At 51.4% G+C, this 15,525-nt stretch carries 15 protein-coding genes; 6 read left to right on the forward strand and 9 right to left on the reverse strand.

The genetic code is table 11. The features are described 5' to 3' along the window. The 3 genes from ACIPDS_RS20375 to mobA form a co-directional block, all read right to left on the reverse strand. On the reverse strand, positions 1-180 hold a 180-nt coding region (locus tag ACIPDS_RS20375), incomplete at its 3' end, for a hypothetical protein (protein WP_400739836.1). Further along, positions 177-695 (reverse strand): molybdopterin-guanine dinucleotide biosynthesis protein MobB, encoded by a 519-nt coding sequence (gene mobB, locus ACIPDS_RS20380; protein ID WP_400739838.1) that lies wholly within the window; start codon positions 693-695, stop codon positions 177-179. The genes mobB and ACIPDS_RS20375, both read right to left, overlap by 4 nt. Continuing rightward, positions 692-1,276 carry a molybdenum cofactor guanylyltransferase MobA gene (gene mobA / locus ACIPDS_RS20385; RefSeq protein WP_400739840.1) on the reverse strand — a complete coding sequence of 195 codons (585 nt, stop codon included), beginning with the start codon at positions 1,274-1,276 and terminating at the stop codon, positions 692-694. Before mobA ends, mobB begins: the two co-directional genes overlap by 4 nt. 69 nt (positions 1,277-1,345) lie before the next feature. Between mobA and ACIPDS_RS20390 the strand changes: the two genes are divergently transcribed. The 3 genes from ACIPDS_RS20390 (at position 1,346) to dsbA (ending at position 3,328) form a co-directional block, all read left to right on the forward strand. Beyond that, positions 1,346-1,615 (forward strand): YihD family protein, encoded by a 270-nt coding sequence (locus ACIPDS_RS20390; protein WP_062776468.1) that lies wholly within the window; start codon positions 1,346-1,348, stop codon positions 1,613-1,615. A 75-nt stretch (positions 1,616-1,690) separates the two neighbouring features. Continuing rightward, positions 1,691-2,677, forward strand: coding sequence for a serine/threonine protein kinase (locus ACIPDS_RS20395; protein ID WP_400739844.1), 987 nt, complete (start codon positions 1,691-1,693; stop codon positions 2,675-2,677). 27 nt (positions 2,678-2,704) lie between these two features. Beyond that, positions 2,705-3,328 (forward strand): thiol:disulfide interchange protein DsbA, encoded by a 624-nt coding sequence (dsbA, locus tag ACIPDS_RS20400; protein ID WP_166517062.1) that lies wholly within the window; start codon positions 2,705-2,707, stop codon positions 3,326-3,328. Positions 3,329-3,342: 14 nt separating this feature from the next. Here dsbA and ACIPDS_RS20405 read toward each other — a convergent pair whose 3' ends face one another. After that, entirely contained in the window at positions 3,343-4,251 is a 909-nt protein-coding gene (locus ACIPDS_RS20405) for an acyltransferase (RefSeq protein WP_400739848.1), read from the reverse strand. A 395-nt stretch (positions 4,252-4,646) separates the two neighbouring features. Between ACIPDS_RS20405 and polA the strand changes: the two genes are divergently transcribed. Beyond that, positions 4,647-7,436 (forward strand): DNA polymerase I, encoded by a 2,790-nt coding sequence (gene polA / locus ACIPDS_RS20410; RefSeq protein WP_400739851.1) that lies wholly within the window; start codon positions 4,647-4,649, stop codon positions 7,434-7,436. Between the two features lie 372 nt (positions 7,437-7,808). On the opposite strand, the gene yihA is transcribed toward polA, so the two are convergent. Beyond that, complete coding sequence (yihA, locus tag ACIPDS_RS20415; RefSeq protein ID WP_400739854.1) at positions 7,809-8,444, reverse strand: ribosome biogenesis GTP-binding protein YihA/YsxC; 636 nt, start codon at positions 8,442-8,444, stop codon at positions 7,809-7,811. A gap of 588 nt (positions 8,445-9,032) precedes the next feature. On the opposite strand from yihA, the gene yihI reads away from it, so the two are divergent. Both yihI and hemN read left to right on the forward strand, forming a co-directional pair. Continuing rightward, the gene (gene yihI / locus ACIPDS_RS20420; RefSeq protein ID WP_400739856.1) at positions 9,033-9,551 is read left to right on the forward strand and encodes a Der GTPase-activating protein YihI; all 519 of its coding nucleotides are present in this window, start codon (positions 9,033-9,035) and stop codon (positions 9,549-9,551) included. A 188-nt stretch (positions 9,552-9,739) separates the two neighbouring features. Then, the gene (gene hemN, locus ACIPDS_RS20425; RefSeq protein WP_400739859.1) at positions 9,740-11,113 is read left to right on the forward strand and encodes an oxygen-independent coproporphyrinogen III oxidase; all 1,374 of its coding nucleotides are present in this window, start codon (positions 9,740-9,742) and stop codon (positions 11,111-11,113) included. An 80-nt stretch (positions 11,114-11,193) separates the two neighbouring features. Here the strand turns inward: hemN and ACIPDS_RS20430 are convergent, their stop codons facing one another. From ACIPDS_RS20430 to glnA, 4 genes are all read right to left on the reverse strand, one after another. Beyond that, on the reverse strand, positions 11,194-11,301 hold the full coding sequence (locus ACIPDS_RS20430) for a YshB family small membrane protein (protein ID WP_166517068.1): 108 nt from the start codon (positions 11,299-11,301) through the stop codon (positions 11,194-11,196). A 113-nt stretch (positions 11,302-11,414) separates the two neighbouring features. Continuing rightward, positions 11,415-12,827, reverse strand: a complete 1,413-nt coding sequence (glnG, locus tag ACIPDS_RS20435) for a nitrogen regulation protein NR(I) (RefSeq protein WP_062776480.1) — start codon at positions 12,825-12,827, stop codon at positions 11,415-11,417. Between the two features lie 9 nt (positions 12,828-12,836). Next, on the reverse strand, positions 12,837-13,886 hold the full coding sequence (gene glnL / locus ACIPDS_RS20440) for a nitrogen regulation protein NR(II) (protein ID WP_400739862.1): 1,050 nt from the start codon (positions 13,884-13,886) through the stop codon (positions 12,837-12,839). Between the two features lie 206 nt (positions 13,887-14,092). Continuing rightward, positions 14,093-15,502 carry a glutamate--ammonia ligase gene (glnA, locus tag ACIPDS_RS20445; protein WP_166517070.1) on the reverse strand — a complete coding sequence of 470 codons (1,410 nt, stop codon included), beginning with the start codon at positions 15,500-15,502 and terminating at the stop codon, positions 14,093-14,095. Between the last annotated feature and the right edge of the window lie 23 nt (positions 15,503-15,525).

Consider the following 15,525-nt stretch of genomic DNA (forward strand, 5'->3'; position numbering starts at 1 on the left):
TGTGGGGTCTCCCCATGCGAGAGTAGGGAACTGCCAGGCATCAAACAAGTGAAGAAGCCCATCCTGACGGATGGGCTTTTTTGCGTCTGTGCGAAGTGGATAACCGGTGGACATCCCGGGGTCACTGCGTTCGCCCGGGCTACAATGCGGTGCGGAAGGTAGCCCGGACGAGGCGTTCACGCCGACTCCGGGGAAGCTCCCAACCAACCCACAATAAGTTGCACTATCGCATTGAGATCGTTCAAATCCAGAACCGGTACATCAATATTTAATGCAATATCGCTGGCCACGGCGATCGTATGCTCGTCAATAACCAGCTCATCAACCGCATGTCCGGCCGCTTCACGAAACAGCAAAATCTTATCAACGGCCTCGTGCTTAAAGCCTTCAACCAATACCAAATCGAGCTTTGATGCATCCATTCGACTTACCAGCCAGGCAAGATCGAGCTCATTTTCTTCCGGTGTTTCCGTCATTAACGCCCAACGTTGTTGGCTGGCAACTAATGTCTGCGCGGCACCCGCTTTACGCAGCTCATAGCTATCTTTACCGGGTTTATCGACATCCATATTGTGGTGAGTATGCTTAATCAAGCCTGGCCGAATGCCGAGAAGGCAAAGTTCAGGGATCAACTTTTTCAACAGGGTGGTTTTTCCCGTCCCACTCCAGGCGGCAATCGCTAATAACGGGATCATTTCTCCCCCTGATTTTTTTGCAAATCTTCAAGCGTATTGATATTGCGAAATGCCGGCTTTACGTCGCTAAAATCGACGCAATGGCCGCCAACTTCGCGCATAAACATCATAACGCGTCGCTCCCCGCGCGCGAGATAATCTGAAATTTTCGATGCCAGGCTCCTATGGGCCAGTGCAATGGCGGGATGATCTCTATCGCCGTCATGAACCCAAACAACAGGTGCCTGAAGGCGTTTAACGTCCAGACGCGCAAACAGATCGGCTGGAATAAAAGGCGTGTCGCAGGGGCAAAACAAAAACCACTCATCTGCGACTTGCTGCATGACCGATAACATACCGGCCAGAGGTCCGGGAAAGTCTGATAGCGTATCGCTGATGACGGGTAGGCCACTTTGCTGATAGATATCCAGGTTTCTGTTCGCGCTAATCACAACTGAGCTGACCTGCGGACACAGACTGTCAGAAACGTGTTGCCATAGCGGCTTGCCATCCAGCAGCATCAGTCCCTTATCCTGCCCTCCCATTCTGCTGGCTCTCCCGCCTGCGAGTACCACGCCCGTCACCCGGCTCTTTGCATTCACCGTTATCGCCTCTTTTATTGTAGGGATTACCCTGCTACCGTATCTTTATCAAGCGTAAGGAGCATGACCATGAAATGTAAACGTCTTAACGAAGTTATTGAACTCCTCCAGCCAGCCTGGCAAAAGGAGCCTGAGCTGAATTTAATGCAATTTTTGCAGAAACTGGCACAGGAGTCAGGTTATGACGGCGAATTGGCCGATTTAACGGACGATATTCTGATCTACCATCTGAAAATGCGCGACTCGGCAAAGGATGCCGTGATCCCTGGTATTCAGAAAGATTATGAAGAAGACTTCAAAACCGCTCTACTCCGCGCCCGTGGGGTGATTAAAGAGTAAAAGGTTGTAAGCAGTGCCGCTCAAACTGCTACGAAATGATATCCTGACTCATTCGTATCGTTATCGGATGTCAGGATGAACGACAAGGCTTTCACATTCCAGACTCTTCACCCGGATACCATTATTGATGCCCTGTTTGAGCAGGGTATCCGGGTTGATTCTGGTCTCACCCCTCTTAACAGCTATGAGAACCGGGTATACCAGTTCCAGGATGAAGACCGCCGCCGTATGGTGGTGAAATTCTATCGCCCAGAACGCTGGTCGGCCGCGCAGATCCTTGAAGAACATCAGTTTGCGCTGGAGTTGGTTCAGGATGATGTGCCGGTAGCCGCACCGCTCGCCTTTAACGATCAAACCCTGTTAACTCACGACGGTTTTTACTTCACTGTATTCCCAAGCGTGGGTGGCCGCCAGTTTGAGTCCGATAATCTGGATCAAATGGAGTGGGTTGGCCGTTACCTGGGCCGTATGCATCAGACCGGCCGTAAATCGCGCTTTGTGGCGCGTCCCGACATCGGCGTCAAAGAATACCTTATTGAACCTCGCGCGGTGTTTGAACGCTCCACGTTGATACCCGCTGGCTTAAAAGACCGTTTCCTGAAAGCGACCGATGAACTCATCGATGCCGTTATGGGCCAATGGCACGGGCGCTTTGATTCGCTGCGTCTGCACGGTGATTGCCATGCCGGGAATATTCTCTGGCGTGATGGCCCCATGTTTGTCGATCTTGATGATGCGCGAAACGGCCCTGCCATACAGGATCTCTGGATGCTACTGAACGGCTCTCTCGCCGAAAGACGCATGCAACTTGAAATGATCGTAGAGGCTTATGAAGAATTCAGCAGCTTTAATTCAGATGAATTGGCGCTAATTGAGCCTTTACGTGCAATGCGGTTGGTTTATTATCTGGCCTGGATTATCAGACGCTGGGATGACCCTGCATTTCCGAAAAATTTTCCCTGGTTAACCGGGGAAGATTTCTGGCATCGGCAGATTGCTACTTTCATTGAGCAGGTGAAGGTTCTACAAGAACCCCCTCTACAGCTAACGCCAATGTATTAATTCGACACAGTCAGGAGAGAGTGAGTTATGAAAAAGGTTTGGCTTGCGCTGGCAGGTATGATTCTGGCATTCAGCGCATCTGCTGCCCAGATCACTGAAGGCAAACAATACATTACTATCGATAAGCCGGTTGCAGGTGAGCCGCAGGTGCTGGAGTTCTTCTCCTTCTACTGCCCACATTGCTATCAGTTCGAAGAAGTTCTGCACGTTTCTGATAACGTGAAGAAAAAGCTTCCAGAAGGCGTAAAAATGACGAAATACCACGTTGAGTTCCTGGGCCCACTGGGCAAGGACCTGACTCAAGCGTGGGCGGTGGCGATGGCTCTGGGCGTGGAAGACAAGGTGACCGTACCAATGTTTGAAGCGGTGCAGAAAACGCAAACCGTTCAAACCGTTGCTGATATCCGCACGGTCTTTGTCAACGCGGGTGTGAAAGGCGAAGACTACGATGCTGCATGGAACAGCTTTGTGGTGAAATCGATGGTCGCTCAACAGGAAAAAGCCGCAGCCGATCTTCAGCTGCAGGGCGTTCCTGCCATGTTTGTTAACGGTAAATACCAGCTGAACCCACAGGGCATGGACACCAGCAATATGGATGTCTTTGTCGCTCAGTACGCTGATACCGTTAAGCAGCTTGTTGAGAAAAAATAAAAAGAAAACGCCGGTCAATGACCGGCGTTTTTGTATTGCGTTTTTAGGGTATCTATTAGCTTATCTTTCTCTTCCCACAATGCGTTCAGCCATTGCTGGAAGCGCCGCTTGAAGCTCTTATCGCCAACATAATCCCCGTGTAGCGCTGGGTCGACCTGCCGTAGGTTGACGTTCACGACAATGCGCGTCAATTTCCCACTTAACATATCGAAAAATGGCGTTTTATCATTTTCGGGATAACACAGCGTGACATCGAGCAGCTTATCAAACTGAGAACCCAATACGCTTAATGTCATGGCAATACCGGCAGCCTTGGGTGGCAGCAGATTCTTATACGGTGAACGCGTTTGCTGGCGCTTTTCGGGTGTAAAGCGTGAACCTTCCACGAAGTTAACGATAGTGGTTGGATGCGAGCGGAATTTCTCACAAGAGCGGCGGGTCGTTTCAACGTCTTTACCGCGACGCTCAGGATGACGAAGTAGATAGCTACGGGAATAGCGGCGCATAAAAGGCATATCCAGTGCCCAGCATGCCAGCCCCATAAACGGTACCCAGGCCAGCTGGTGCTTGAGAAAATACTTATTCATGGGGATATGGTTACGAAAAATCACGCACAGCACCACGATATCTGCCCAGCTATGGTGATTACAGATAAGCAGGTACCAGTTCTTTTTATTTAGCGTTTCCAGCCCCTGGATATCCCACTTAAGCCGGGGATTCAGATGCAGCAATCCAGCCAGCCCGCAGCACCAGCAGTACATCATGAAATTACAAAATATCGAGACTGAACGCCATATCACCGGCAGAGGAAAAAGCAGCTTAACGATCCCGGCTAAGATGATGGGTATGGAGCACAATACCGTGAGTAAAATGGTGAGTGCGATACTCAAGGGCAGGGTTATCGCAGCGAGTAATCTCGACATAGTTTGTTTATTCAGATAGTTAGTTATTAAACGTGCGCTGAAAAAGGGCACAAGACGCTGATTTTAACAGAAAACGCGCCAAATTATGGGTCTTAGCGAAATCCAAAAAGGTTCAGCATGTCTATCCACATTGGGCGAATTATCACCAGATCCAATTTTAAGAGCGCGATCGTGTTGTAAGGTGTTGAAAGTAATAGTCTATTTATCCATTAACCCTGCGTAACAGACACTTTTTTATTATTAAAATAAAACTATTCACAAAGTTATCCACATTTTGTTTTACGCGCGATCGCGAAGATCTCTAAATCTTTTCGCGTTATTTTTGTGAAAAACTCATGTTTTCATGCTGTCTGTGGCATCCTTTACCCATAATCTGATAAACAGGCACGGAAATTATGGTTCAGATCCCTGAAAACCCTCTTATCCTCGTTGATGGCTCCTCTTATCTTTACCGGGCATATCACGCATTCCCACCGCTGACTAACTCTGCTGGCGAGCCGACTGGCGCGATGTATGGCGTGTTGAACATGCTGCGCAGCTTGATCCTGCAATATAAGCCGACACATGCGGTGGTGGTTTTCGATGCGAAGGGCAAAACCTTCCGTGATGAACTGTTTGAAGACTACAAGTCTCATCGTCCACCGATGCCGGACGATCTGCGTGCGCAGATTGAGCCGCTGCATAGTATGGTGAAAGCGATGGGGCTGCCGCTGATGGCGGTCGCTGGCGTAGAAGCGGACGACGTTATCGGTACGCTAGCGCGTGAAGCGGAAAAAATGGGTCGCCCGGTGCTGATTAGCACCGGTGATAAAGATATGGCACAGCTGGTGACGCCGGGCATTACGCTTATCAACACCATGACCAACACCATTCTCGGCCCAGAAGAGGTTGTTACTAAATACGGTGTCCCACCGGATCTGATTATCGATTTCCTCGCACTGATGGGCGATTCTTCAGATAACATTCCTGGCGTCCCGGGAGTTGGCGAGAAAACGGCACAAGCCTTGCTGCAAGGTTTAGGTGGCCTGGATGCGCTGTATGGCGAACCAGAAAAAATTGCCGGGCTCACCTTCCGTGGCGCGAAGACCATGGCGGCGAAGCTCGAGCAGAATAAAGATCTCGCCTATCTCTCCTACAAGCTCGCCACCATCAAAACGGATGTCGAGCTGGAATTGGGATGCGAAGAGCTGCTCGTCTCCGCCCCGTCAGTGGATGAGCTGCTGGAACTGTTTAAGAAGTATGAATTCAAACGCTGGATAACCGACGTTGAGTCCGGCACCTGGATGCAGGCCAAAGGCGCTAAACCCGCAGCAAAACCGGCGAAAGCCGCCGCTGTCTCCCCTGAGCCTGAAGAAGAGACGGCAGTCGCTCTGTCATCAGAAAATTACGTCACCATTCTCGATGAAGAAACGTTGATGACGTGGATCGACAAGCTGAAAAATGCGCCGCTGTTTGCCTTCGACACGGAAACCGACAGTCTCGATAATATCTCGGCAAACATGGTCGGCTTGTCATTTGCCACGGAACCCGGTGTTGCCGCCTATGTGCCGGTTGCCCATGACTATCTTGATGCGCCGGAGCAGATCTCTCGCGAACGTGTGCTGGAATTGCTCAAGCCGCTACTGGAAGATGCTAACCTGCTAAAAGTGGGCCAGAACCTGAAGTTCGATCGCGGTATTCTCGCCAACTACGGCGTTGAGCTGCGCGGCATCGCTTTTGATACCATGCTGGAATCCTATACGCTGGACAGCGTGGCCGGTCGTCACGATATGGATAGCCTCTCCGACCGCTGGTTGAAACACAAAACCATCACGTTTGAAGAGATTGCTGGTAAAGGCAAAAATCAGCTGACCTTTAACCAGATTGCGCTGGAAGAGGCTGGACGCTACGCGGCGGAAGACGCGGATGTCACGCTACAACTGCATCTTAAAATGTGGCCGAAACTCCAGCAGACAGAAGGGCCGCTGCGCATCTTCAATGAGATTGAAATGCCGCTGGTGCCCGTATTATCTCGCATCGAACGCAACGGCGTGAAAATCAATCCTGCCGTATTGCATGCGCACTCGCAGGAAATCGCCAAACGTCTGGTTGAGCTGGAACAGAAAGCCTACGAGATTGCCGGCGAAGAATTTAACCTCTCCTCACCAAAACAGCTGCAAACCATCTTGTTTGAAAAGCAGGGTATTAAGCCGCTGAAGAAAACCCCGGGCGGCGCGCCGTCGACGTCGGAAGAGGTGCTGGAAGAGCTGGCGCTGGATTATCCGCTACCAAAAGTTATCCTTCAATATCGCGGGCTGGCGAAGCTGAAGTCGACCTATACCGACAAACTACCGTTGATGATTAACCCGAAAACCGGCCGCGTACATACCTCCTATCATCAGGCGGTGACCGCTACCGGGCGTCTGTCGTCAACCGATCCTAACTTGCAAAATATTCCGGTACGCAGCGAAGAAGGACGCCGTATTCGTCAGGCGTTTATTGCGCCGGAAGATTACGTCATCGTCTCCGCTGACTACTCGCAAATTGAGCTGCGTATCATGGCGCATCTTTCGCGAGATGAGGGCCTGTTGAAGGCATTTGCAGAAGGCCAGGATATTCACCGCGCCACCGCTGCTGAAGTATTTGGTATGCCGCTTGAGAGCGTAACCGGTGAACAGCGTCGTAGCGCGAAGGCGATCAACTTCGGTCTGATTTACGGCATGAGTGCTTTCGGGCTGGCGCGTCAGCTGAACATCCCGCGTAAGGAAGCGCAGAAGTATATGGATCTCTACTTTGAGCGTTATCCTGGCGTACTGGATTACATGGAACGCACCCGTGCGCAGGCGAAAGAGCAGGGCTTTGTTGCCACCCTGGATGGTCGTCGCTTGTATTTACCGGACATCAAATCCAGCAATGGCGCGCGTCGTGCCGGTGCCGAGCGTGCGGCGATTAACGCCCCCATGCAGGGTACTGCCGCCGATGTCATCAAGCGGGCAATGATTGCCGTGGATAGCTGGCTGGAAGGTGAAAAACCGCGCGTTCGTATGATTATGCAGGTACACGATGAATTGGTCTTTGAAGTCCATAAAGACGACGTGGATGCGGTGACCAAAAAGGTACATGAATTGATGGAGAACAGCACTAAGCTGGATGTGCCGCTGCTGGTGGAAGTGGGCAGTGGCGAAAACTGGGATCAAGCTCATTAAATGTTCGATGAAAAACTCTAGTTTATGTAAGTAAGCAACATAACTTATCTAATTTTGTGATGAACATTAGAATTCGTTATGTAACAAATGAAAAAAAACTACAAAAAATGCTTTCTGTGAACTGTAAAAAAGAGTAGAGTTAATCTCGTAGGGTACAGAGGTAAGATGTTCTATCTTTCAGACCTTTTACTTCACGTAATCGGATTTGGCTGAATATTTTAGCCGCCCCAGTCAGTAATGACTGGGGCGTTTTTTATTGGGCGAAAGAAAAGTTTTCGCATCAGTCACTTTGGGCAATGTGGGGTCAAACAGGGGGAGAGTGCGAGCCCGGAACAGGGCGCCATGCGCCGCTATCCGGGATTATGGCGGGAATTACTCTTCGGCGATTTCTGGTGCTTCCTGCGGAGGAATATCGTTGTACCAGCTATCAAGCTTCTGACGAAGTTTGTCTACGCCCAGCTTTTTCAATGAAGAAAATGCTTCAACCTGCACATCACCGTTAAAGGCAAGAACCGCTTCGCGCACCTGGTTTAACTGCGCTTTACGGGCACCGCTTGCAAGCTTATCTGCCTTGGTCAGCAGTACCAGAACCTGGATTTCGCTCGCGACGGCCCACTCGATCATCTGCTGGTCGAGATCCTTCAGCGGATGGCGGATATCCATCAGTACGACTAATCCTTTCAGACACAGACGTTTTTCCAGGTATTCACCCAGCGCCTTTTGCCATTTGATCTTCATCTCTTCTGGAACCTGCGCGAAGCCATAGCCTGGCAGGTCGACAAGGCGCTTGCCTTCAACCACTTCAAACAGGTTGATAAGCTGCGTACGTCCCGGTGTTTTTGAGGTACGCGCCAGGCCTTTCTGATTGGTCAGCGTATTCAGGGCGCTGGATTTACCGGCATTAGAACGGCCAGCAAAAGCCACTTCGATTCCGGTATCGGACGGTAAGTGACGGATATCAGGCGCACTTGTCACAAAGTGCGTCTGTTGATAGTTCAGGTTAGTCAAAACGGTTATCTCCGTTAAATCAGCAATGGGGGCGATTATACCCGATCGGTAGAAAAAGGCTGATTTTCCTCAACGCTCATTTGCTGTAAGCCAATGGCTGTCCGCTTGTAAGACATTTGCCATTGTTACTATGAGAAATCTAAGTGAAATCGTAGATGATAAATTATTCGAAATGATATAAATCAATAACTTAAATATGTTTAAAATTCTGATTTAGCGATTTTCTCAGTTTCGTTGCTTGTTAGTTTAACGCAACACGGTAAAGTAGCACCCATCGGCAAGGGCGCCAGAAGGATTTAGACTCAGGACGAGGGGTCAGGAACGCCAGGAGGCGAAGACCAACGGAATTTGTCAGGATGACAAACGTCTGGAGACGTGACGCAGGGATAGGGAACAATAACAGGGACTGTTATAAAGCTAACGGATAAACAGGGCGCGTTGTAAGCCAACACGGAATGTAGAACCCGTAATGGGTTGTGAGTCAGGAAAAAAGGCGACAGATTACTCTGTCGCCTTTTTTCTTTGTTTGCTTTCTGCTAGATTCCGGCTCAATTCTATACTGAATAAAACGGCTCAAAGACTGACATCATGAAAAAACCAACCTCTGCACCGCGCAGTAAAGCTCCGGGCAAACCGCGTCGTAAAACCCGCGAAGAACTGAACCTGGAAGCTCGCGATCGTAAAAACGACAAAAAACACCGTGGCAATGCGGCAGGTAGCCGTGCGTCAGGCTCTGGCGGTGCCTCCGGCTCAAACAAACAAAAGCAGCAGCAAGACCCTCGTATTGGTAGTAAAAAACCGATAGCGCTGGGCGTCACTGACGCGCCAGTCGCAAAACAGCACAAACCGAAGAGCGAGAAACCTATGCTTTCACCGCAGGCTGAGCTGGATATGCTGGAGAGTGATGAGCGCCTGGATGCGCTGCTGGAACGTCTGGAAAACGACGAAACCCTGACCGCTGAAGAGCAGAAGTGGGTTGACGCCAAGCTGGATAGAATTGACGAGCTGATGCAAAAACTCGGCCTCTCTTATGATGACGAAGAAGACGAGGAAGAGGAAGAAGAAGGCAAGGAAGACATGATGCGTCTGCTGAGAGGCGGAAACTAAGGTTTGCACCCGATTGGCTTGCCAGTCCTGCTTATAACCCTTTTGGTTGTATGTTATCTGGTGTGGTTATTCGTTAAACTACGACGGTTGTCGCGGCGTCAAAGATGGCTGCGCAACCGGCAATTTCACCGTAATACGGTGATGCCGGCAAGCCGTCGTCGTTCTCGACACCATCGGAAGGAGTGAGCATGTCTTTGCAGTTAATCGACTGGGACCTGGCCCTTATCCAGAAATATAACTATTCCGGGCCGCGCTATACCTCGTATCCCACCGCGCTGGAATTCTCGGACGCCTTTGGCGAATCCGAGTTTGTGAACGCCGTTGCGCGTTATCCTGAAAGGCCGCTGTCGCTGTACGTGCATATCCCGTTCTGCCACAAGCTTTGTTATTTCTGCGGCTGCAATAAAATCGTTACCCGTCAGCAGCATAAAGCCGATCAATATCTTGACGTCCTCGAGCAGGAAATCCGCCAGCGGGCGCCGCTGTTTGCCGGTCGCCACGTTAGCCAACTGCATTGGGGCGGCGGTACGCCAACCTATCTCAATAAAGCGCAAATAACGCGTTTGATGGCGCTTCTGCGCGAGAACTTCCAGTTTGATGACGACGCTGAGATATCGATTGAAGTCGACCCGCGCGAAATCGAACTGGACGTGATTGATCACCTGCGCAGCGAAGGCTTTAACCGTCTCAGCATGGGCGTACAGGACTTCAATAAAGAAGTGCAGCGGTTGGTTAACCGCGAGCAGGATGAAGAGTTTATCTTCGCCTTGCTTCATCGCGCCCGCGAAATGGGTTTCACATCGACGAATATCGATTTGATTTACGGCCTGCCAAAGCAAACGCCGGAGAGCTTTGCGTTTACCTTAAAGCGGGTCGCAGAACTCAATCCCGACCGTTTGAGCGTATTTAACTACGCGCACCTGCCAACGCTTTTCGCCGCCCAGCGTAAAATCAAAGATGACGATCTCCCTTCTGCGCAGCAGAAACTGGATATATTGCAGGAAACCATCGGTTCACTGACGCAATCGGGCTACCAGTTCATCGGGATGGATCACTTTGCTCGACCGGATAATGAACTGGCGGTGGCCCAGCGCGAAGGCGTGTTGCATCGCAACTTCCAGGGATACACCACCCAGGGTGATACCGATCTGTTAGGCATGGGGGTTTCCGCCATCAGTATGATTGGCGACTGTTATGCCCAGAACCAGAAAGAACTGAAGCTTTACTATCAGCAGGTTGCCGACAAGGGGAATGCGCTGTGGCGTGGTATCGCCTTAACGCGTGATGATTGTATTCGTCGTGATGTGATAAAGGCGCTTATCTGCAACTTCAGCCTCGACTTTGCGGCGGTAGAAAAAGAGTGGGATTTGACGTTCCGCGACTACTTTGCGCAGGATCTGGAGCTTTTGGCACCGCTGGCGAAAGATGGGCTGGTGGAGGTGAATGAGGAAGGGATTCAGGTGACGCCTAAAGGTCGTTTGCTGATCCGTAATATTTGCATGTGCTTTGATGCTTATTTGCGTCAGAAAGCGCGGATGCAGCAGTTCTCGCGGGTGATTTAGCGATGATATTGCCCGGTGGCGCTACGCTTACCGGGCCTACAAATCGACTGTAGGCCGGATAAGCGCAAGCGCCATCCGGCTTAGCTAAAAAGCCCAACCAGCGCAGCGCACAGCACGGCCGCAGCTGCGGTTTGTGGCGAATGACTGGCGGCACCGCTCGATACCACATTAATCAATGATTCAAACATTATTGTCCCCCCTCAAATTTCCGGGCTGAATAATACTTAACTCATCGTGACAGTAAAGTACAAAATTGCAGCAACTTGCGCGAATCGAGCAATATTTACACTTTATCTGCGGATTACTCCATCCCCAGCTCTTTAAGCTTGCGGGTAAGCGTATTACGCCCCCAGCCTAACAGTCGAGCCGCTTCCTGCTTGTGTCCTTGAGTATGCCGGAGCGCGGTGGTCAGCAGCGTGCGTTCCATTTCCGGCTGGGCTTCAGACAATAGGTTTTGATGACCGGATCGTAGCGCACGGTCAGCCCACTGCGCCAACAACGTGGCCCAACTGTCCGGCAGCGAAGCGGCTGCGGGGCTATCCGGCATACTGGCTTCAAACAGTTCGCCAGGCAGATCCTGAATTAAGACTTCTTGTCCGGCAGCCATCACCGTTAACCAGCGACAGGTGTTCTCAAGCTGACGCACGTTGCCAGGCCAGGCCAGGCGCGTTAACGCAGCTTCAGTTTCCGGGTGCAGTAATTTGGCTTCAACGCCCAGTTCACGCGCGGCCACCTGCAAGAAATGGTGCGCCAGACGTGGAATGTCTTCCCGACGCTCACGCAGCGGTGGCAGATGGACACGAATGACGTTCAGACGGTGGAATAAATCCTCGCGGAACTTCCCTTCCTGAACGCGCTGTTCGAGATTCTGGTGAGTCGCCGCAATGATGCGCACATCCACCTTCACCGGCGCATACCCCCCGACGCGATAGAACTGCCCATCGGCCAACACGCGCAGCAGACGAGTCTGAACATCCATTGGCATGTCGCCTATCTCATCGAGAAACAGGGTGCCGCCGTCGGCCTGCTCAAAACGCCCCTGGCGTACGGTATTCGCGCCGGTAAAGGCGCCTTTCTCGTGGCCAAATAGCTCTGACTCAATCAGGTCTTTCGGGATTGCCGCCATATTCAACGCGATAAACGGTGCTTTGACGCGTGGACTGTGGCGATGCAACGCATGTGCAACCAGTTCTTTACCGGTGCCGGACTCCCCGTTAATCAGCACGCTGATTGAGGAACGCGACAGGCGACCAATAATACGGAATACATCCTGCATCGCTGGCGCTTCACCGATGATATCGGTGGTAGGGTCGTTTACCTGCACATTACGCGGCTGCTGCTGTTCTTGATAGTGGCTGATGGCGCGTTCAACCAGGGCAACCGCTTCATCGATATCGAACGGTTTTGGCAGATAATCAAATGCCCCTTGCTGATAGGCGCTCACCGCGGCATCCAGATCGGAGTGTGCCGTCATTATGATGACCGGAAGCATCGGGTGACGCTGTTTTATTTGCGTTAACAGCGCCAGACCGTCCATACCCGGCATGCGGATATCGGACATCAATACGTCTGGCGTTTTAGTCGCCAGTGCATCAAGCACCTCTTTTCCACCCTCAAATGTCGTACAGGTTAGCCCCGCCCCAGAGAGTGCGCGTTCAAGCACCCAACGGATGGAGCTATCGTCATCTACGACCCAGACTATCCCTCGTTGCATAAACACACCTTATTTTTTAATTGGCAGGTAAACCGAAAACTCGGTATGGCCCGGCCAACTGGTAAATTCAATTTTGCCGGAGTGCTGATCGATAAGGCTGCGAGCAATCGATAGACCCAGCCCGGTGCCGCCTTCACGGCCGCTGACCATCGGATAGAACAATGTGTCCTGTAAGTGCGATGGAATGCCGGGGCCGTTATCCTGCACATCAATTCTGGCGGCCAGGCGATAGCGCACGCCGTGTAGCGTGAGTTGAAACGCGGTTCGCGTACGCAGGACAATTTCGCCGCCCTCTGACCCTAATGCCTGAAGGGCATTACGCACGATATTAAGGAGAACTTGCTCAATCTGGTCGGGATCGTGCGGCAGTTCAGGCAAACTGGGATCGTAATCGCGTACCAGCGTGACGTTATCCGGTAGCTCCATTGAGACCAGCTTCACCACCCGCTCTGCCACTTTATGGATGCTCTCGTTAACGTGAGTACCCGGGCGCTGTGGCCCCAGCAGACGGTCCACCAGATTACGCAGACGGTCAGCCTGTTCGATAATCACATTGGTATATTCAGTCAATGCCGGATCGGGCAGGGCTTTACTCAATAGCTGTGCAGCGCCGCGTAAGCCACCCAGAGGGTTTTTTATCTCATGGGCAAGCCCTCGCACCAGATCGCGTGCAGCGATTTGCTGAGCGTGCTGGAGCTGCTCCTGGCTCAGGCGGCGTTGATTGTCCATCGGCGCCATTTCCAGCAGGATAAATCCATCGGGCAGACGTTGAGCCGTAAGCGAAAGAATATGAGAACGACTGTCGATGACTAAGGTGACTTCGTTATCCGTAAACCCCTGACCGGTTTGCAGACTTTCCTGCATCAAGCCAATGTTTAGCGAAAAATAGCTCAGTAGCTCAGGTAACGGCGTGCCGAAAAGTTTACGCGCGCTCTGCGCCAGCAGTTGCTGGGCGGCGGGGTTCGCATAATGAACGGCAAGGTCGTCATCGACTAATAAAATGCTGTTGATTAACGAATTGAGGATCTGCCCAGCATCGGGCAGTGCGCCTGTTGCCATTTAGCAGTCTCCTGAAAAGGCTTGCACTGTTTTAGTGCATTATAGCTTTTTACGGTTAAAAAGCGCGAAAGTTCAGGTGGTTGGTGGAGAAAAAAGCCCATCCAGAGATGGGCTGAAAGCTTCCACGGCAACGAAACATCCAGGATGTTACGTCAGGACGAGTTTGTCATGACGCAACGTTAGCTGGATTGAACAACTCAAAACAATTACACGCTGTAGTAAAGTTCGAACTCTACTGGGTGTGGCGTCATGCGTACACGGTCGTTCTCTTCGATACGCAGACCAATGTAAGCGTCGATAGCTTCGTTAGTGAACACGCCGCCCGCGGTCAGGAATTCACGGTCTGCGTCCAGCGCATTCAGTGCTTCTTCCAGAGAGCCTGCAACCTGTGGGATCTCTTTCGCTTCTTCTGGAGGCAGATCGTACAGGTTTTTGTCCATCGCTTCGCCTGGGTGGATTTTGTTCTTGATACCATCAAGACCGGCCATCAGCAGCGCTGCGAAGCACAGGTATGGGTTAGCCGCTGGATCCGGGAAACGCACTTCGATACGACGTGCTTTCGGAGAGGCGACCACTGGGATACGGATAGAGGCAGAACGGTTACGGGCAGAGTAGGCCAGCATAACCGGGGCTTCATAACCTGGGACCAGACGCTTGTAAGAGTTGGTGGTTGGGTTCGCCAGGGCGTTGATCGCTTTAGCGTGCTTAATAACACCACCGATGTAGAACAGCGCCTGCTCGGACAGACCCGCATATTTGTCACCGGAGAACAGGTTTACGCCGTTCTTGGACAGGGACATGTGGCAGTGCATACCGGAACCGTTATCGCCAAACATTGGTTTTGGCATGAAGGTCGCGGTTTTACCGAAGCGGTGAGCAACGTTGTGCACCACATATTTGTAGATCTGAATCTCATCCGCTTTTTTGGTCATGGTGTTAAAGCGGGTAGCGATTTCGTTCTGGCCAGCAGTCGCCACTTCGTGGTGATGCGCTTCTACAACCAGACCCATCTCTTCCATGATAAGACACATGGTAGAACGGATGTCCTGAGAAGAATCGACCGGAGGAACCGGGAAGTAACCGCCTTTCACGCCTGGACGGTGACCTTTGTTACCACCTTCGTATTTGGTGGAGGAGTTCCATGCGCCTTCGATATCATCGATAGCGACGTGAGAACCGGAGATAGATGCGCCGAAACGAATGTCATCAAACAGGAAGAATTCTGGCTCTGGCCCGAACAGTACGGTGTCCGCGATACCGGTAGAACGCAGGTATTCTTCAGCGCGTTTCGCGATGGAGCGCGGGTCACGGTCGTAGCCCTGCAGGGTGCCTGGTTCCAGGATGTCACAACGAATAATCAGGGTAGATTCTTCATAGAACGGGTCGATGAGAGCAGTCGATGCGTCAGGCATCAGCACCATGTCGGATTCGTTAATGCCTTTCCAGCCGCCGATTGAGGAGCCGTCAAACATTTTGCCTTCTTCAAAGAATTCGGCATTTACCTGATGAGCAGGGATCGTAACGTGCTGTTCTTTACCTTTGGTATCGGTGAAGCGCAAATCGACAAACTTCACTTCGTGCTCATTCAGCATCGTCAAAACGTGTTCAGCGGACATACTTAACATCTCCCGGAATTTTC

This window comes from Kluyvera sp. NPDC087067, assembly GCF_044745165.1.
Taxonomy (GTDB): domain Bacteria; phylum Pseudomonadota; class Gammaproteobacteria; order Enterobacterales; family Enterobacteriaceae; genus Kluyvera.

Bases quoted from the DNA above. Each gene is read 5' to 3' on its own strand.
- polA (WP_400739851.1), top strand. From the start codon at position 4,647: ATGGTTCAGATCCCTGAAAACCCTCTTATCCTCGTTGATGGCTCCTCT.
- yihI (WP_400739856.1), top strand. From the start codon at position 9,033: ATGAAAAAACCAACCTCTGCACCGCGCAGTAAAGCTCCGGGCAAACCG.
- ACIPDS_RS20395 (WP_400739844.1), top strand. From the start codon at position 1,691: ATGAACGACAAGGCTTTCACATTCCAGACTCTTCACCCGGATACCATT.
- ACIPDS_RS20390 (WP_062776468.1), top strand. From the start codon at position 1,346: ATGAAATGTAAACGTCTTAACGAAGTTATTGAACTCCTCCAGCCAGCC.
- ACIPDS_RS20405 (WP_400739848.1), bottom strand. From the start codon at position 4,251: ATGTCGAGATTACTCGCTGCGATAACCCTGCCCTTGAGTATCGCACTC.
- ACIPDS_RS20430 (WP_166517068.1), bottom strand. From the start codon at position 11,301: ATGTTTGAATCATTGATTAATGTGGTATCGAGCGGTGCCGCCAGTCAT.
- glnA (WP_166517070.1), bottom strand. From the start codon at position 15,502: ATGTCCGCTGAACACGTTTTGACGATGCTGAATGAGCACGAAGTGAAG.
- mobB (WP_400739838.1), bottom strand. From the start codon at position 695: ATGATCCCGTTATTAGCGATTGCCGCCTGGAGTGGGACGGGAAAAACC.
- hemN (WP_400739859.1), top strand. From the start codon at position 9,740: ATGTCTTTGCAGTTAATCGACTGGGACCTGGCCCTTATCCAGAAATAT.
- glnG (WP_062776480.1), bottom strand. From the start codon at position 12,827: ATGCAACGAGGGATAGTCTGGGTCGTAGATGACGATAGCTCCATCCGT.
- glnL (WP_400739862.1), bottom strand. From the start codon at position 13,886: ATGGCAACAGGCGCACTGCCCGATGCTGGGCAGATCCTCAATTCGTTA.
- dsbA (WP_166517062.1), top strand. From the start codon at position 2,705: ATGAAAAAGGTTTGGCTTGCGCTGGCAGGTATGATTCTGGCATTCAGC.